Origin of the sequence: Bosea sp. 124 (assembly GCF_003046175.1) — a bacterium.
Classification (GTDB): domain Bacteria; phylum Pseudomonadota; class Alphaproteobacteria; order Rhizobiales; family Beijerinckiaceae; genus Allobosea.
Genome location: NZ_PZZM01000001.1, coordinates 1938324 through 1956679 on the forward strand (window position 1 = coordinate 1938324; position 18356 = coordinate 1956679).

The window sequence follows — 18356 nt, forward strand, 5'->3', positions numbered from 1 at the left end:
TGAATGAAGGTCGTCATTCTCGCAGGAGGCTTCGGCACCCGGCTTTCCGAAGAGACGGTTCTGACGCCGAAGCCCATGGTCCAGGTCGGCGGTGCGCCGATCCTCTGGCACATCATGAAGATCTACGCCCATTGGGGCTTCAACGAGTTCGTGGTCGCGCTCGGCTACAAGGGCGACGTGATCAAGGACTATTTTCTCCATTATGGCGAGTTGGCCGGCGACCTCACGGTCGATCTGCGCCGCAACAGCGTGACGCAGACACGCCGCAGCCAGGAAGACTGGACCGTCCACCTCGTCGATACCGGCCTGAAGACGCTAACCGGAGGCCGGCTGCGCCGTCTCTCGCATCTGCTCGGCGATGAGCCATTCATGCTGACCTATGGCGACGGCGTTTCCGACGTGCATCTGCCCACCCTGCTCAAGCTCCACCGCGAGCGCGGTGGCCTCGCGACCGTCACGGCGGTGCGTCCACCCGCTCGCTTCGGCGGCATCGCCTTCGAGGGCGATCACGTCACCGGCTTCGCCGAGAAACGCCAGACCGACGAGGGCTGGATCAATGGCGGCTTCATGGTGATGGAGCCTGGCGTCATGGATTATCTGAAGTCGGACGAGGACGTGCTCGAGGTCGACCTGCTCGAGCGCCTTGCCGCCGATCGGCGCCTTGTCGCCCACCGCCACGAACAGTTCTGGCAATGCATGGACACCGTGCGCGACCGACAGACGCTTGAGGGGCTATGGGAAAGCGGCCGCGCGCCCTGGAAGCTATGGGACAAATGACCGAACTTTCAGCCATGAACTCGCATCGCTGCCGCGCTTGCGGCTGCTCGACTCTGAAGCCTGTGCTCGACCTCGGCCGCGTGCCGCTGGCGAACTCTCTTCTGACGGCGGAAGAGGTGGCCGCCGGAGAAGAGGACCGCTTTCCTCTGGCGCTGTTCTTCTGCCCGGACTGCACGCTCGTACAGATCGGCGAGACAGTGATCCCGCACCGCCTGTTCAGGCACTATCTCTACGCTTCATCGTTCTCGGAGACGATGCTGCGTCACGCGAGGACGCTGGTCGAACGCATGGTCGCGGAGCGAGCCTTGGGGGCCAACGCGCTCGTGGTCGAGATCGCCAGCAACGATGGCTATCTGCTTCAATACTACAAGCAGCGCGGCATCCCGGTGCAGGGCATCGAGCCGGCCGAGAACATCGCGGAGATGGCGGTCAGGGAGAAGGGCATCCCAACGCTGGTGGAGTTCTTCGGCGCCGAACTCGGACAGCGCCTCGCCTCCGAGGGGCGCTTCGCCGACGTCATCCATGCCCATAACGTCTTCGCCCATGTTCCTAACCCGAGCGACTTCGTTCAGGGGCTTAAGGCCGTCCTGAAACCGGAGGGCATTGTCGTTATCGAGGCCCCCTATCTCGGCACGCTGATCCGCAAGCTCGAATTCGACACGATCTATCACGAACATTTCAGCTATTTCAGCCTCACGTCAGTACATCGCATGGTGGAACGCCTCGGCATGCGCCTCGTCGATGTCGAGGAGGTCGAGATCCACGGCGGCTCGCTCAGGATGTTCATCGGCCATGAGGCGGGGTCGACTCCGTCGCCGCGCGTCACAGCCATGCTGGAGCGCGAGGCGCGGGAGGACATGGGCGATTTCGGCTTCTACGAGAGCTTCGCGGAGAAGGTCGAGGCGCTGAAGGCAGATCTGGTCGGGCTCCTGCGCCGGCTGAAATCGGAGGGGCGCACGATCGCGGGATACGGCGCCTCGGCCAAGGGCAGCACCCTGATGAATGCGTTCGGTATCGACGCGTCCCTGCTCGACTTCGTCGTCGATCGCTCGACGTTGAAGCAGGGCCTGTTCACCCCGGGCAATCATCTGCCCATCCTGAAGCCGGAAGCGCTTCTGGAGCGCCGGCCGGACTACGCCGTCCTCCTGACCTGGAACTTCGCGGACGAAATCCTGGCGCAGCAGCAGGCCTACCGGGAGGGCGGTGGCCGCTTCATTGTCCCCGTGCCCGCGGTCGAGATCGTCTGAGGTCGCGCCATGGCGACGGTCATGCTCACGGGACCGTCCGGCTTTCTCGGCAGCCATCTGCTCGATCGGCTTCTGCAGGTCGACGGCATGGCGATCCATGCCGTCAGCCGGACCGGGACAGGACGGGCCCATGACCGGCTGACCTGGCATCGGGGCGACCTTCTCGACCCCAGCATGGCGGGACGCCTGATGGCGGAGGCGCGGCCGACGCATCTCCTGCACAATGCTTGGTTCGCGGTGCCCGGCCGCTTCTGGAGCGACCCCGCCAATCTCACCTGGCTGCAGGCGAGCATCGCTCTGATGGCGGCATTCGCGGAGAGCGGCGGGCGGCAGTTTGTCGGGGTCGGCACCTGCGCCGAATACGACTGGTCGGGTAGCAAGCCTTATGCGGAGGACACGACGCCGATCAGGCCAGCGACCCTCTACGGCAAATGCAAGGCCGCCTGCTGGGCGGCGGCTCAGGCCTTCGAGGCGGCCGGGACCTTTCGCGCGGCTTGGGGGCGGGTCTTTCTGCCTTACGGCGAAGGCGACACCCAGGGCCGGCTTCTGCCGAGCCTGGTCGCCGAATTGCAGGCGGGGCGCCCGATGCTGCTCGGCGACGGGAGCCTGGAACGCGACTTCATCTATGCACCCGACGCGGCCGATCTGCTCGTGCGGATGTTGATTTCCGAGGCCAGCGGAGCCTTCAACGTGGCGAGCGGCGAGGCGACGGCGCTTGCCGTGGCGATCGAGCATATCGCGGGGCGCCTGGGGCGGAACGACCTGCTCCGCTTCGGCGCCAGGCCGACCCCGGTGAGCGAGCCGGCCAAGCTCGTTGCCGATCCCGCGAAGGTGCGGGGGACCCTTCAGTGGCGCCCCCATATGCCTCTTCTGCGTGGGCTTGATACGGTGCTGCAAAGCAGCCTACAAGGCGAACAATGAAAAGGGCACAGGCCCATCTCCGCTAACCCGACGAAAGTCCTGCCCCTGATGCGCCTCATCATCGATACGAATGCCAAGACCGTCCAGAAGGACGACGGCGCCACTGTCGATCTCTACGGTCGTGAAGCTTTCGACCTGCTGGCGCAGCTCTGGCTGAAGACGAGCTGGAACCAGAAGTACTCCTACACCTTCTCCTGGATGGGGCGCCCGGTCATCCAGCACCCAGATGACATGATCCGCCTGCAGGAGGCGATCTACCGGCTGAAGCCCGACGTCATCATCGAGACCGGCGTCGCCCATGGCGGCTCGCTGATTTATTCGGCCTCCCTGCTCAAGGCGATGGGCAAGGAGAACGGCCGGGTCGTCGGCGTCGATATCGAGATCCGCCCGCACAACCGCAAGGCCATCGAGGCCCATGAGCTCGCCGGCATGATCACGCTGGTCGAGGGTGACTCGGTCGCCCCCGGCATCGTCGCCCAGGCCGCCTCGGCGATCCGGCCGGGGGACGTCGTTCTGGTCATCCTCGATTCCAACCACTCCTATGACCACGTCATGGCGGAGCTCGACGCCTACTCGCCGCTGGTCACGTCGGGCTCGTACATCGTGGCCACTGACGGCATCATGGAGATGGTCTACGACACGCCCCGCGGGCAGCCCGGATGGGACCGCGACAACCCGTCGCGCGCCGCAGTCGATTTCGCTGCGCGCCGCGCCGATTTCGTGGTGGAGGAGCCGGCGATGCCCTTCAACGAGAGCGAACTCAACCGGTGGGTCACGGCCTGGCCCAATGCTTGGCTGAAACGCGTTTCCTGACAGCAATCCGAGACGTCGCGGTTGAAGATCGAGTCACTCCCGCCGGCAGGGCTTCACCTCCTGACGCCCGAGCCCATCGCCGACGTCCGGGGCTTCTTCGCGCGCAGTTTCAGCCGGGACGAGATGATCGACCTTGGCCTGGAGGCGGACTTTCCCGAGTGGAGCCTCTCCTTCAACCGGCGTAAGGGAACGTTGCGCGGATTGCACATGCAGACTTCACCCCATGCGGAAACGAAGCTCGTCCAGTGCATTCGCGGCGCGGTTCTCGACGTCGCAGTCGATCTGCGGCCGGATTCTCCGAGCTTCGGCGAGCACTGCGCCGTTGAGCTGTCGGCGGAAAACCGTCGCACGTTCTATATTCCCGAAGGCTTCGCTCATGGGTTCCAGACGCTGACGAACGAAGCCGAACTCCTCTATCATATCTCCGTCCGGCACAGCCCCGGCCACGCCCGCGGCGTCCGCTGGGACGACCCGGATCTCGCGATCGCTTGGCCGGACGCCGACAAACGGATCATCTCCGAACGCGACCTGAGCCTGCCGTTCCTGGCGGCCCTCAAAACGGAATGGCGGATCGGAAAAGCCTGATGTCCATTTGGAATCCCGCCACGATTCTCAAGATCGACCGTGCCAACCGTCTGATCGGAAGGAACCCGAAGACGGTCGTGTTCGTGACGCCGCTGCTGCGCCCGCGCGAGATCAAGATGGCGTCGGCGCTGCGTAGCAACGGCTGGAAAATCGTGCTGCTCTACAAGCAGACGACGCCGTTCGATCCCTCGAATTTCTTCGATCTTGCGATCAAGCTGGCGGACGAGATCGCGATGCATCGCGTCGCCAAGATCCTGGAGCCGCGTCTGTGCCATGTATTCTCGGGAGCGGTGGACGAGGGCGTGCTGCGATTCTGCCGCGACAAACCCTCGCTCGTCATCGTCGATCTCAACGACATCTTCTGCCCGTCGCTGTTCAACTACCTGCATGAGCGCTTCGAACCGACGCGGGAATGTCTGGCGCTGGCCGACGGGCTGGTCTGTCGCGACCTCCAGCCGAAGATGGCCGAGCGGCTGGATCGATACGATCTGCCGCCTAAGATCCTGATGTTTCCCGAATATCCCTGGATCGACGGTCCGGCTGGGGCAGGCGCCAAGGCGAAAGGCGATCCCAATGAGGTGCGCATCGTCTCGGTCGGGACGTTCACGCTCGAAACGCAGGGCATGTTCGACAGCGCCTACCTGCAGATGGCGCGGATGCTGGCCGAACAGAAGATCCATTTCCATATCTATCCGCATTGGTTCTATCGTGACACACCCGGCTCGTCCTTCCGTTTCGACCAGAACAAGGACTTCGCCGATTTCGTCGCGCTCGAACAGGAGACGCCATACGTCCATCTCCATGACAGCCTTCCTGTCGAGGAACTAGCGCGCGAACTTCCGCAATATGACTTCGGCATCGTGGCGGGCGGAAGCGCTGCGCTGGGACAGAAGCTCGACTTTCTGACCCCGAATTACATGCAGGTCTGTTATTCAGGCCGGATCGCGGATTATCTCGACGCTCGCCTGCCGGTCATCATCAATCGCGAGGTAGGGTTCAACCACCGCATGCTGGCTCATTACGGAGTGGGCATCGATCTCGGCGGGATATTGCAGCCGGGCTTCCGCGATCGGCTTCTCGCCTTCAAGACCGATCCGGAACTCCGGCAGCGCGTCTCGTCGGCAGCCGAGCAACTTGACTTGGGCAATCAGAGCGCCCGCCTCAGCCACTTCTACGAGGAACTGCTGCTTGATCGCCCTGTCAGCGACATTCGCGTGCCCATCTGGATGCGCGCTTCCAAGCGGCTGCCCGTTTTTGGCCGGCGCATCGCAACCGTGATCGAGAAGGCCCAGGAGGCGAACCGCGGCGACTGGGTTGAAGCCAGGAATGCCCGGCTGCGCAACCAGCTCGATGCGGAAATGGGTGAGAAGAAGGCGATGACCGAGGCAGCGCAGCGGTTGCTCGCAGCGCTGGGTTTCGCCGATCAGCATGCCGCCGGACAGACGCGCATGCGGGATCACACGGCCGCTCGTTTGGATGACGCCGCAGAACAGGTTCGCAAGGGAGCGAGCGGCCGCTCGCCAGGGCGTGACGAGATGGTGGCCAAATACTACGCCGCACTCGAGGAAAACCACGCCTTGCAGGCACGCCTCGCCGATCTGCGCCAGGAGTTGCAACTCGGAGGCATGCAAGTCGACGAGATCGCCGGTCTGCTGAATTGGCCGGAAATCTCCAACGACAAGGAACGTTCGAGCAGTTTTACCGAGCTGCTCCGGATGACCCGCCTGTTCGTCGAGGAAGGACGTCGCGGCGTCGGCTCACCGGGAGGTACATCTTCGGCATGGAGCCTTCTGAACCGCAAGAACCTGGACCAGCTCCTGGCCGATGGCTATCGGCGGTTCAAGCGGACCATCGCTCTCAACTACTTCACCTTTGCCGTTCAGGCCGGCGATCCTCAGATCGCCACGCTCGAGACGCTGATCGGCGAGAAGCGCGCGCACGCGCTCTGGGCCCTGGCCGAGAAACTGCCGGACGATCCCGACTTCGAGATTCGGCCGCAGACGCATTTTCGCTACCTCATGCTCCTGCTCTGGGACCATGCGCTGTCGGTCGACGTGCTCGGCGTGCTCAACAAGATCGAAGAACCGCCGGAGGGCGCGCCGGTCTCACTCACGGTGGATGGCGCGCGCATCTCGCAGGATCTCGCCAACTCTGCCATCGAGATGTACTCGATAGCACAAGGCGTCGATTTCTCGGCCATCAAGCGCGTCGCCGAGATTGGGGGCGGCTATGGGCGCAACGCCTACATGCTCGCTCGCTCACACCCGCATCTCAAGATCGTCATGGTGGACATTCCACCGTCGCTCTATCTGTCCCAGCGCTATCTCTCCTCCGTGCTCCCGCAGCGTCAAGCGTTCCGCGTCCGCGACTTCGAGAGCTTCGACGAGGTGAGGCCCGAGATGGAGGCCGCGTCGCTGGTGTTCCTGCTACCGCATCAACTGGCCATGATTCCGGACGATTATCTCGATCTGACGATCAACATTTCCTCTTTCGGCGAGATGACAAGAGCTCAGATTGAGTACTACTTTAATCAGATCGACAGAACGACACGCGGAGCTTTTTTCAGCAAGCAATGGGTCGATTCGAAGAACCCCTTCGACAGCCTAGCCCTGACTGAAAACGACTACCCCGTGCGCTCCAGCTGGCGGAAGATTTTCTCGAACCCTTGCGCCACGAACGAAGCCTTCTTCGAGTCGCTTTACGAGACGAGAAGCCGCGATGGATAAGGCGATGCGATACTGCGGCATCTATGATTTCGAGCTTCTGCCCTATGCTCTTGGCGATGCGCTGACGTGGAATGTTCAGACGGCCCTGCGCTGCCTCGAGGCCGGGCGACGGGTCGTCGATGCCTATATCTGCATCGATCCGAACCATCCTTCGAGCATCTATCAGCGCGGGCTCGTCACATCCGAGAATTGTGCGCTGTTCTTCAACGAGCTCTTCGGCGCCTTCGGAACGCATCCTCTCCTCGGCAACATACATCTCTACGCATCGCGCGAGGAGATGCTCGTGCGGCTGCGTGAGGTCTCCAACGACGACCCCGTCAACACCGAGGTCTTGGAGGACTACGAGAGGGTGCTGGGCCAGCGCGACAATGCGGATGCGCTGAACAGCTACTTCATCAAATACATTTACTCCCATGCCCGCCTGAACCGCTACCATGACGAGCATGGCCGCATTCCGCTGCTGGTGGCGAGCCGCGGCTGCGGGCCGGATATCGACGGTCTCATGGCCGGCCCTTTCGCCGGCAAGCGAGTTGTCGTGATTCATCCCCGTCTGCGCAGGCTCGACAATGGTCTGGCGGGCGACCACACCTATTCGCGGGATTCTGATTTCCTAGAATGGTTCGAATTCGTCCGCCTTGCTGAGGCGAACCACCCCGAAGTCCAATTCGTTGTCATGGGGCGGCTTCAGGAGAAGCCCCTGGAGTTACTGCGCCGGCCCAACGTCACGAGCCTGCGCGCGCTGGGACTCGGTCTCGGGCATGAGCTGACGTTAATGCTGCGATCCGACCTCTTCATCGGCACGTCGAGCGGTTTCGCCGCGATGGCCAATTTTTGCGAGATTCCCTACTTCGTCACCCATATGAACCCGGAATCCTGTAACGCCTATGCTATTCCGAATGGCGCCGAACGCCTGCCCTTTGCGGCGCCTCATCAGTTTCTCGTCTATGAGCGCGAGAGCAGGGTGCTGCTCGAGACGCTGCTCGAGCGAGGGCTCGCGCTCCCCGCTCGCAACATCGCACCGGCCGTGCAACGCAAAGACGTCGTCGACGTCCGCTCCTTCGAGCGCGATCGTGCGGCCATGCTGGCGCCCCACGCGTCGACGAGCCGGTTCTTCATCGACGACACCTATGCCGATCAGGAGACCGCCTTCTTGCTCTGGCCGCGCGTCCAATCGGGCTTCGACGCGGCCGTCCAGGGTGATGAGGCGAATGCCCGGGCAGTCGCTCAGCGTGTCGCGCATAATTTTCCTCGCCTGCCCGAAAAATTCTCCGAACTAGCAGGACTGTCCGAAGGCATCGTGCCGCCGCCCCGGCAGCTCGCCAAGGATCGACTTAAGCGGCGTCTCGTCCACCTGATGGACGGAAACATTCTGCCTCATTCGCTGCGCGGCACGGCAATCCATGCTATCGGTCGGCGCTTGAAGGATGCTGTTCTGGGATACAGGCGCAGATGACGCGTTTCGTCTACACGCCGGATTCCCGGCCAGTCTATGCAAACCTGCTCTCGCCGGTGCGCGTCATGCGCGACCTATGGCGGTACCGGGAACTGACCTGGACCCTCGCCCAGCGCGATTTTACGGCGACCTATCGCAGCACCTTCCTCGGCGCTGCGTGGACAATCCTGAGCCCGCTCATCCTGCTGGCACTCTTCACCTTCGTCTTCGGCTACATCTTCAACGGGCGCTTCACCGGAAAGGCTGACGAAACCCCGGCCGAATTCGCGCTCGCGCTCTTCGTCGGTCTCAGCTTCTATCAATGTATCGCGGCCGCGCTGACCCAGTCGCCTAATCTGCTGATGGCCAACGCCAGCTATGTGAAGACAATCGCTTTTCCCGTGGAAACGCTCGCGGTCGGCAGCGTCATCATCATGATGATGAACCTGCTGATCGGGCTCGCGCTCTGCCAGGTGGGCTTCCTGGTGCTGCACGGCTTCGCCTACTGGACCTCCGTCTTCCTGATCGTCCACATCATCTGCATCGGGCTGATCGCGCTGGGCATCTCCTGGTTTCTGTCCGCGCTCTCCGTCTTCATCCGCGATGTCCCCTCCGTCACATCGCCGCTCAGCATGGTGCTGATGTTCCTGAGCGGCGTGTTCTTCCCGATCGAATCCCTGCCGCCGCGGCTTCAGCTCGTCTTTCGGATGAACCCGCTGGCGCTCATCATCGATCAGGCTCGCGGGGCCATGTTGTTCGGAAAGGTTCCGTCTTTCACCGTCCTGGCTCTCGCCCTGGCGATCAGCCTTTTGGTGGCCATTGCAGGCTATGCTTTCTTCATGCGAAGCAAGCCGGCCTTTTCCGATGTGATGTAGGGGTTGAAGCAAGGCGTGCCGGAAACCACCCAAAACGGGGACGATGAGTTCGCGATTCGGATCGAAGGTGTCTCGAAGGTCTATGGCCTTTGGTCCTCGCCCGGCGCGCGCCTCAACCATGTGATGCTGGAGATGGCCAAGAGCGTCGTTCCGGCCGGATCGGGCCTTGAGCGCCGCATCGATCGCAAGGTTGCCTCGATCTATCGCGAGTTCCCGGCGCTGCGCCCGATGTCCCTGGAAATCCGCAAGGGCGAGAGTTGGGGCTTTATCGGCGTCAACGGCAGCGGCAAATCGACCCTGCTTAAGATGATCTCGGGCAATCTGCGCCCGTCGAGCGGGCGCATCGAGGTCAATGGGCGCGTGGCCATCCTCGACTATTCCTCCGGTCTGCACGGCGATTTCACGGGTCGCGAGAACATTTTCCTGAAGGCGGCCGTGCTGGGGATGACCCGTCGCGACACCGAGGCGAAGCTGTCCTCGATCATCGATTTCGCCGATATCGGGGAGTTCATCGATCAGCCGGTCAAGACCTATTCGAGCGGCATGATGGCTCGACTGGGATTTGCCATCGTCGCCCATACCGAGGCCGACATCATCATTACCGACGAGGCGCTGGCCGTCGGCGACGCCTTCTTCGTCCAGAAATGCATGGACTTCATCCGCGGCTTCCTCAAGCGCGGCACCTTTCTGTTCGTGTCCCATTCCACGAACGACGTCATCTCGCTGTGCCAGAAGGCCGCCTGGCTGGACCATGGCCAGGTTCGCCGGATCGGGAGTGCCAGGGACGTTGCAGACGCGTACCTGAATAGCCATGCGCTGGATCATTCAGAACGCTATCTTAAGAGCCAACAGCAGAGCGAAGCGGCAGCCAACCAGCAGGAACCCTCCGATGTCGAGCAGCCCGTATCTCCGCTGCCAGCGCCGGTCGCCCCCCGAGCAAGAAAGCACGTCAAGCTGAACGCAAGGCAGATCGCCCAGCTTCAAGATTACGTTGCTCCTGCTCTGTCGAACCGGCACCCGCAGCATCAGGCCGTCATTGCGATGGATGTGACTGCGAAACTTTCGCCGGAAGACATCATGAACAAAGGCCACGGGACCGGCGGGGCGAAGATCGTTTTCGTAAAGCTGCTCGATAATGAAGGGCGCATCCTTCCGTTCGTAATCGGCGGTGAAGAAGTCGCCCTGAGGATCGAATGCATTGCTGAACGGAAAATCGCGCGTCCCATCCTCGGCTTTCAACTACGCAACAACTTGGGCTTGACGTTATTTGCCAATAACACCGCCTCGGTTATGACCGATCGGGACCTCAGTGTCGAAGCCGGGCAGATTATGACGGTCGATATCGTCTTTGCGATGCCTCTGCTGCAGGTGGGCGATTATGTCGTACGCGTGGGCCTCGCTGATGGCGAGGAAGCCTCCAACGCACTTCTCGACATGCAACAGGAGGCTCTCCTCATCCAGTGTCGGACATCGGGTAGTCGGCATGGGCTCGTCAACCAACCGCTCCTCAGTGTCGAATTTCGAGTCAGGGATGACGAAGGCGTAATCGCGATTCTAGAAGGAGATCCGACTTGACGGATTTCACAGAGGCAGCCAGGTCGCTGGACGGGTTGCTGTCGAGGGTTCTCCACTGCCCGATGGACACTGTTCCCAAGCTAGATGCGCGGCCGAAAATTCTGCTTGCCAGTGCTCCCAAGAGCGGATCAACCTGGCTCACTATGCTATTGTCTGAAAATTTCGAGCTCCCGGCGGTGCGCGGTTATCTAGAGGGCGGGCATAACGAGCAAGAGATCGATTTTATACAGTTTTCAAAGCAGATGGGAAATTCATGCCTTTTTGTACAACAGCATATCCGCGCGTCTGATCCAACGATCAGAATTTGCTTAGCCTTTAATACAAAAATCGTCGTTCAGACCCGAAATTTATGCGACACGCTTGTATCGTTTCACGATCATATTTTGAACGAATCCGACATCGCTTCGATGTTTTTTGTCAAGACTGAATGGTTTTCTGAATTTACACACGAAAAGAGATTCGATTTCCTGATTGAGCACTGCCTTCCTTGGTATATCAACTTTCTAACTGGATGGCTGTCTGCGAGAAACCGTTATCCCTGCGAGATTCTCTTCGTCCGATACGAAGATCTGATCAACGATGTCGGTGGCGTTATTAGTCGGATATCACGATTTTCGGGGCTCGGCCAAGGCGTCGATGCGACGAAATATCGGCAGGTCACAGGCAATCTTCGCCTTAATGAAGGCCGAAGCGGGCGTGGGTCCGAAATGCTGACCCCTAATCAGCTAACGCGCATCGAGCGACTATTGAGCTATTATCCCAACGATTTGGGGTATGCGGAATTCGCTTTCGCCCGGTGACAGAATAGTGCGGCGCGATCAAACGCACTGATTTTTGACGAGATAGTCGACTGCGGTGATCGCTAACTCCTCTGCGTGCGTTGTGTCCGTCTTGAACGTCAATTCGAGATTCTCAGGGGTTTCTTCGTCAACGACCGGTCGACCTATCGACTCTTTACCCAGACGAGACAGGGCGCGGGCCTCGATAGGGGCTGGCTTGTGGCGGCGCTGGCCGATGAACTGTCTGATCTGATCGAGGACCAGTTCATCCATCGCGAGAACCTGCTGGCGCTCTGCCTGACGCTGCTCCCAGGATAATGAACGTCGCGATCGCCGAATCGACAGGCCGATCAGGCGATGATGCCCTTCTGCTTCAGGTAGGCGATGATCTCTTCGACGGCCTCTTCAGGCGCCCGACCGACCGTCGTCACGCGGATCTCCGACTGTTCCGGCCGCTCATAGGGGCTATGAACGCCGGTGAAGTCTTCAATCTCGCCGGCGCGCGCCTTCCGGTAGAGACCCTTCGGGTCGCGCGCTTCCGCGACGTCGAGCGGTGTATCGACGAAGACTTCGATGAACTCGCCGGGCTCGAACAGGGACCGCGCGGCCTCGCGGTCGGCGCCATAAGGTGAGATCAGCGCCGTCAGGACGACGAGGCCGGCATCGACGAAAAGCCGTGCGACCTCGGCAACGCGCCGGATGTTCTCGACACGATCGGCTTCGCTGAAACCGAGGTCGCGGTTGAGACCGTGGCGGACATTGTCGCCGTCGATCAGATAGGTGTGGTGGCCGAGCGAGAAGAGTCGGCGCTCAAGCAGGTTCGCGATCGTCGATTTCCCGGAGCCCGACAGCCCGGTGAACCAGATCACGGCGGGAGGCTGGTTCAACGCATTGGCTCGCAATTCCTTCGTCAAGTCGACCGCCTGCCAGTGCACGTTGCGGCCCTGCGACAATGCGCCGTGGACCATGCCCGCGCCGACCGTCGCATTGCTCAGTCTGTCGATGACGATGAAGCTGCCCATCGCCGGGATGTCGGCATAGCGATCGAACACGATCGGCCGGCTGAAATGAAGATGGACGAAGCCGATATCGTTGTTGGAGAGTTCCTTGGCGGCGAGAGGCTGCCGCGTTTCGACGTCAACGAGATGGATGATCTCCGTGACCGAGCCCTCGAGCGTCTGGGTGCCGATCTTGAAGACGTAGGATCGTCCCGGGACAAGCTTGGACTCGTGCATCCAGATCAGATGCGCCGTGATCTGCTCCGAAACCTCCGGCACGGCGTGGACATGCGACAGAACGTCGCCGCGTGCGATATCGAGTTCGCGATCGAGCCTGACCGTCACAGCCTCGCCCGCCTCGGCACTGTCCTGCTCGCCGCCGAGGCCCAGGATCGCACTGACCGTTGCCGTCGTTCCAGAGGGGGCCACGGCGATCTGATCGCCGATCGTCAGCCTGCCACTGGCGAGCGTTCCAGCATAGCCGCGGAAGTCCGCATCGGGCCGAATGACGAGTTGGACCGGCAGGCGCAGGGGGGCCTGCGCGGTGGGGCCGCCAACATCGATCTCCTCGAGATGCTCGAGGAGCGTCGGGCCGCGGTACCAGCCGAGCCTCGCGCTGCGCTCCACGATGTTGTCGCCATGGCGCGCGCTGATCGGAATGGCCTGCACGGAGGAAAAGCCAAGCTTCGCCGAGAAGGCGGCGTATTCCGCCTCGATCCTATCGAACACCGACCGATCGAAATCGACGAGATCGATCTTGTTGACGGCCAGGACGACATGCCGGATGCCGAGCAGCGAAGCGATACAGGAGTGCCGGCAGGTCTGGGACAGAATGCCTTTGCGGGCATCGACGAGGATGACCGCGAGATCGGCCGTCGATGCTCCCGTCGCCATGTTGCGGGTATATTGCTCATGGCCTGGCGTGTCGGCGACGCGGAAACGGCGCCTGGACGTCGCGAAGGAGCGGTAGCACACGTCGATCGTGATGCCCTGCTCGCGCTCGGCCTCCAGCCCGTCGAGCAGCAGGGCGAAATCGAGCGTCGAACCCTCGCTGCCGTGCCGCAGCGAGTCGCGTTCGAGCGCGGCGAACTGATCGTCGAGCAGAAAGCCCGTGTCGAACAGCAGCCGGCCGATCAGCGTCGATTTCCCGTCATCGACGCTGCCGCAGGTCAGGAACCGCAGCAATGGCGCCTGTCTTTGCTGCGAACCGCCGGCATAGGTCGCGTCGGCGGGCGCATGGCCCATCCTCATCAAAAGTAACCTTCGCGTTTTTTTCGTTCCATCGAGCCGGACTGATCGTGATCGATGACCCTGCCGGCGCGCTCCGACTGGCGAAACCCGTTCAACTCCCTGACGATGGCGGCAGCACTAGTCGCCTTCGACGCAATCGCCGCTGTCAGGGGGTAGCAGCCAAGTGTGCGGAAGCGCACGCTCTCACGCCGGGACTGCTCTCCCGGAGCGAGAGGAAATCGATCGTCATCGACCATGATCAGGTGTCCGGCGCGCGTGACGACCGGCCGTTCGGCTGCGAAATAGAGCGGGACGATCCCGATCCGCTCGCGCTCGATATAGGCCCATACGTCCGCCTCGGTCCAATTGGCGATGGGAAACACCCTTACCGATTCGCCAGTCCGGATGCGGGTGTTGTACAGGTTCCACAGTTCCGGCCGCTGGTTGCGCGGATCCCATGCATGGCTCGCGCTGCGGACCGAGAAGATGCGCTCCTTGGCCCGGCTCTTCTCCTCGTCGCGCCGCGCACCGCCGAATGCGGCGTCGAAACCGTGCCGGTCAAGCGCCTGCTTCAGCGCCTCGGTCTTCATGACCCGGGTATAGGTCGATGCGTCGTGGCTGAAGGGCGTGATCCCGAGCGCAAGCCCTTCCTCATTCCTGTGGACAATGAGGTCCATTCCGGACTGCGCGGCCACCTCGTCCCGGAAACGGATCATCTCGCCGAACTTCCACGTCGTGTCGACATGGAGCAGCGGGAACGGCGGCGGAGCCGGGTAGAAGGCCTTGCGTGCCAGATGCAGCATGACCGACGAATCCTTGCCGATCGAATAGAGCATCACCGGTGCGCGGAATTCGGCCGCGACCTCCCGCATGATGTGGATCGCTTCCGCTTCGAGCACATCGAGATGGGTTCTTGTGTTGGATCCGGGGATCGTCATCGTCCTGCTGCAAGCGCATGGGCGCGGAGCACGGGGCGACTCACCCGCCGTCCACTACGCGCATTCACGGTAAGGCGCGCTTATAGGGTGGCCCCGCCTCTTGCAGAAGATGTAATTTTGCTCCGTCTGACCCGCGTGAAGAGCGGAGGAGGTCTGGTTCGGGCGTGATCGTCGACACAGAGTGAGAGCATGGCTTCAGCGAAAAGCTGGTTCCTCCATTTTCACGGAATGCCCTAGCGATAGGGAGCGAGCGCCGGGGGTTTGTGGTCCGCAACCAGCCCGCTGGTCGGGCCCGACCAGCCCGAGGCGAGCTGCGCGGCGGTGCCGTCAGCCATCAGCGCATAGAGCTTCAGGGGTTCACGCTGCTGCGTGACATCGACGGGTGCGATCAGCGTGAAGCTTGAGGGAAACGCACCGCTGGCGATGTTCTGCTCGATATCGACGCGCCGCCCAACCGGCTCGCTGCGCGCGACGATCCTGTTCCCGACCGTTGCGACGATCGCCTGCACGGGCTTGTTGGCGGCCTGGTCGGCGGCCCAGCCGGTCACCGTGATCCCAACCGGGCCAGGTGACGCCGATTCGATCGCCCCTGCGAAACGGGAGACGATGGGATGGTGGGTCGATTCGATCAGCAGCCCGTCGGCCTCGGCGGTTCCGATCTCGGCAATCGTGAAATAGGCCGCACGCAGCTCCGCGATGCGCGCGGCTCCTCCACCGGCGAGATCGCCGCGCGCGTTCTCGAACGTCAGTGCGAAGGGCAGATTGCGCTTGGTCCAGGCCCGGATGGCTTCGCGGCGCTGCGCGACATGTTCCTTCACATTGTCTGGGGTGAGCCGCACCATGAAGTTCGGCGGCGTGCCTGGCTCCGCGCGGCCCAGCAGCGCCAGTTGCATGGCTTTGCCGACCTCCAGCGAGAAATGGATCGGGTCGTTCCAGTAGGCCATCCGGCTGGCGGGCGGTTCCTTGCTCCAGGCGTTGGCTTGGGCGAAGCTGTAGACGTCCGCCTTCGCGGTCAGGCGCGTCAGCCATTCCTCGACCAGGCCCCAGGCATCGACGGTGTCGATGTAGTAGTCGAAATAGGCGTGGTTGGGTGTCGCGAGGAAGGTCAGCGCGATGTTGCGGCGTTTTGCGGTCTCGATAATCTGATCGACCGATGCGAATGCGGCATCGCTGAGAGTGAGCGTGCGGGTGCGACGGAAGATGTCCCACATCCCAGCGGGAAACGCGCTGAAGGTGCCGCTGGGATCATGTCCGGCGGGATAGAAGAAGTAGCCGCCGGGCCGAACCTCATAGACCGAGCGGCGATCGAAGCGGTTGTGTGCGACCGTTGCCAAGCTGTCAATTACGGCATTGCCGCTGAACGTCAGCGAGAAAACATCCCGCAGCAGATGCCATGCCGGCATTGGGTCCGCAGTCTGGCCCTGACCAAGAAAATTATAGAGATAGATTTCGACAAAGGCGTTCTCGATACTCGGTGCGATCCGGCCGTAGAGATCCAGATACGCGACGTTCATGCCGAGCGAGACGGCGGGCACCGAGGCATTGTAGGCGGGTGCAAATCGGCTGCCGTCGAGCACCGAGGGATCGATCGACTGATGGATGCGCGAGGTACCGAGGACGACCGTCTTCGGCTGCTTCTGCCAGACCTCGATCGGCTTGATCAGCCGGTCGATATCCTTGCGCTTCGGCTTGATCGCGTTGAATCCGGAAAGCGACACTCCCAGCGGGGAGATGCCGTAGGGGTCGACGACGGTGACGAGCCCGACGACGAGAGCCGCAGCGCCGACGCAGCCGCCAAGCAGCCAGCGCAGGAAACCGGGCGCGACCCCCTCAGAACTGGAAGTAGAGGAAGGGGCTGACACGGGCCAATCCGAGCACTGAAACGACGAACATGAAGCCGAGCAACACGGCCTGCGCCGGACCGAGCCGCGACAGGATACCGGTACCGCCCTGAAGCCGCTCGTCGATCCCGATCGCTGGCTCGAAGCGGCCGAGCAGGCGATAGGTGTTGGGCATGAGGAAGGTCAGCGCCGTGACGAGTGCCAGCAGCAGCCCCACCGGCTTCGCCATCGTCGCGAGATAGTTCGGCGGCAGGACTGGCGGCCAGAGTTCGCGCGGCGTGAACCAGGTATCGAAGGCGCCGAAAATTCCGACATACTGCGCTGTGACGAAGGCCTTGAAAGAAACCAGTGCTCCCGGGCCGGGCATGAGGAAACCCAGCATCGTCGTCGCCTGCGACAGACCCGGCGAGCGGAACGGCACCCAGGCCAGCGTCACCAGCAGGAAGGTCAGGAAAACGAAGAAAATTCGCGCCGGAGCGCCCCTGAGCCAGCGGGACTGCGAGAGCGGTATCGCGGCCCAGGCGTGGTTGATCGCGAGCATCAGGCCGTGCAGCACGCCCCAGACGGCGAAGGTCCAGTTGGCGCCGTGCCAGAGGCCACCGAGCAGCATGACCAGTCCCAGATGGAGATAGCGCCGCAGCGGGCCGTGCCGGTTCCCGCCGAGCGGGATGTAGAGATAGTCGCGCAGGAACCGCGACAGCGTGATGTGCCAGCGCCGCCAGAATTCCACGATGGACGCGGATTTGTAGGGCGAGAGGAAGTTGACCGGCAGCCTGATGCCGAACATCCGCCCCAGCCCGACAGCCATCTCGGAGTATCCCGAGAAATCGTAGTAGAGCTGGAAGGAATAGCTCAGCACGGCCACCCATGCCGAGGCGAAGTCGAGCGTCTGCCCCGCCGCGACCGCAGCATAGCCGGCGTCGGCGTAGACGGCGAGCGTGTCGGCGATCACCACCTTCTTGAACAGGCCGATGATGAAGATGCTGCAGCCGATGGCGAAGTCGCGGCTGAAGTCACGGCGCGGTGCCTCCTTGAGCTGGGGCATCACCTCGGCATGGTGGACGATCGGGCCCGCGATGAGCTGCGGAAAGAAGGTCACGAAGAAGCAGTAGTTCAGGACCGAGAAGTCCTTGACCTTGCCGCGATAGGCATCGACCAGGAAGGCGATCTTCTGGAAGGTGATGAAGGAGATACCGATCGGCAGCAGAATCTGCGGCAGCGTCCAGTTGGACCCGAAAGCCGTGTTCACGTTGCTGACGAAAAAGTTGGCATATTTGAAGTAGCCGAGCAGCGCCAGATTGAAGGCGAGGCCGGCGATCAGCACCAGGCGGGACTTCTTGCCTTCGCCCGGCATTGCCATCAGGATCTTGCCGAAGATCAGGTTGGCGATGATCGAGGTGAGGATCAGGAGCAGGAACTCCGCCTTCCACCATCCGTAAAAGAACAGCGACGCGGCCGTGAGCCAAACGATCGCCCAGTTCAGGTTCTCCAGCCGGCGCAACAGCGCAAAGCCCACCAGCACGACCGGCAGGAAGGCAAAGATAAAGACGTAGGAGTTGAACAGCATCGGATCGAAATCAGGCCGGAGGGAGTGAAGGGGGCCGATCGTGAGTGTCGGC

The 18356-nt window shown here is 62.1% G+C and carries 15 protein-coding genes; 10 read left to right on the forward strand and 5 right to left on the reverse strand.

The annotated features are described in order from the left end of the window. Positions 1–3: 3 nt before the first annotated feature. The 10 genes from rfbF to C8D03_RS09115 are packed head-to-tail and all read left to right on the forward strand — an operon-like array spanning position 4 to position 11751. The gene (gene rfbF / locus C8D03_RS09070) at positions 4–777 is read left to right on the forward strand and encodes a glucose-1-phosphate cytidylyltransferase (protein ID WP_108045967.1); all 774 of its coding nucleotides are present in this window, start codon (positions 4–6) and stop codon (positions 775–777) included. Further along, positions 774–2024 (forward strand): class I SAM-dependent methyltransferase, encoded by a 1251-nt coding sequence (locus tag C8D03_RS09075; protein WP_210203912.1) that lies wholly within the window; start codon positions 774–776, stop codon positions 2022–2024. Before rfbF ends, C8D03_RS09075 begins: the two co-directional genes overlap by 4 nt. Positions 2025–2045: 21 nt before the next feature. Then, complete coding sequence (locus tag C8D03_RS09080; protein WP_210203913.1) at positions 2046–2945, forward strand: NAD-dependent epimerase/dehydratase family protein; 900 nt, start codon at positions 2046–2048, stop codon at positions 2943–2945. Between the two features lie 48 nt (positions 2946–2993). Continuing rightward, positions 2994–3758 (forward strand): cephalosporin hydroxylase family protein, encoded by a 765-nt coding sequence (locus tag C8D03_RS09085; protein ID WP_108045970.1) that lies wholly within the window; start codon positions 2994–2996, stop codon positions 3756–3758. A 21-nt stretch (positions 3759–3779) separates the two neighbouring features. After that, positions 3780–4343, forward strand: coding sequence for a dTDP-4-dehydrorhamnose 3,5-epimerase (rfbC, locus tag C8D03_RS09090; RefSeq protein ID WP_108045971.1), 564 nt, complete (start codon positions 3780–3782; stop codon positions 4341–4343). After that, positions 4343–7069 (forward strand): putative sugar O-methyltransferase, encoded by a 2727-nt coding sequence (locus tag C8D03_RS09095; RefSeq protein WP_181300822.1) that lies wholly within the window; start codon positions 4343–4345, stop codon positions 7067–7069. The genes rfbC and C8D03_RS09095 overlap by 1 nt, the downstream gene beginning before the upstream one ends. Continuing rightward, on the forward strand, positions 7062–8522 hold the full coding sequence (locus tag C8D03_RS09100) for a hypothetical protein (RefSeq protein WP_108045973.1): 1461 nt from the start codon (positions 7062–7064) through the stop codon (positions 8520–8522). The genes C8D03_RS09095 and C8D03_RS09100 overlap by 8 nt, the downstream gene beginning before the upstream one ends. Next, positions 8519–9376 carry an ABC transporter permease gene (locus tag C8D03_RS09105; protein ID WP_108045974.1) on the forward strand — a complete coding sequence of 286 codons (858 nt, stop codon included), beginning with the start codon at positions 8519–8521 and terminating at the stop codon, positions 9374–9376. Before C8D03_RS09100 ends, C8D03_RS09105 begins: the two co-directional genes overlap by 4 nt. Positions 9377–9379: 3 nt before the next feature. Then, positions 9380–10951 (forward strand): ABC transporter ATP-binding protein, encoded by a 1572-nt coding sequence (locus C8D03_RS09110; RefSeq protein WP_108045975.1) that lies wholly within the window; start codon positions 9380–9382, stop codon positions 10949–10951. After that, on the forward strand, positions 10948–11751 hold the full coding sequence (locus tag C8D03_RS09115) for a sulfotransferase domain-containing protein (RefSeq protein WP_108045976.1): 804 nt from the start codon (positions 10948–10950) through the stop codon (positions 11749–11751). Before C8D03_RS09110 ends, C8D03_RS09115 begins: the two co-directional genes overlap by 4 nt. Before the next feature lie 18 nt (positions 11752–11769). Here the strand turns inward: C8D03_RS09115 and C8D03_RS26075 are convergent, their stop codons facing one another. The 5 genes from C8D03_RS26075 to C8D03_RS09135 form a co-directional block, all read right to left on the reverse strand. Beyond that, a complete protein-coding gene (locus C8D03_RS26075; RefSeq protein ID WP_146170121.1) occupies positions 11770–12003 on the reverse strand; it encodes a hypothetical protein in 234 nt (77 codons plus the stop codon). A gap of 77 nt (positions 12004–12080) precedes the next feature. Then, entirely contained in the window at positions 12081–13979 is a 1899-nt protein-coding gene (gene cysN / locus C8D03_RS09120; protein WP_348981696.1) for a sulfate adenylyltransferase subunit CysN, read from the reverse strand. Next, positions 13979–14896, reverse strand: coding sequence for a sulfate adenylyltransferase subunit CysD (cysD, locus tag C8D03_RS09125; protein ID WP_108045977.1), 918 nt, complete (start codon positions 14894–14896; stop codon positions 13979–13981). The genes cysN and cysD overlap by 1 nt, the downstream gene beginning before the upstream one ends. 233 nt (positions 14897–15129) lie before the next feature. Beyond that, positions 15130–16473, reverse strand: a complete 1344-nt coding sequence (locus C8D03_RS09130) for a hypothetical protein (protein ID WP_146170122.1) — start codon at positions 16471–16473, stop codon at positions 15130–15132. Positions 16474–16726: 253 nt separating this feature from the next. After that, complete coding sequence (locus C8D03_RS09135) at positions 16727–18304, reverse strand: MBOAT family O-acyltransferase (protein WP_108051428.1); 1578 nt, start codon at positions 18302–18304, stop codon at positions 16727–16729. Between the last annotated feature and the right edge of the window lie 52 nt (positions 18305–18356).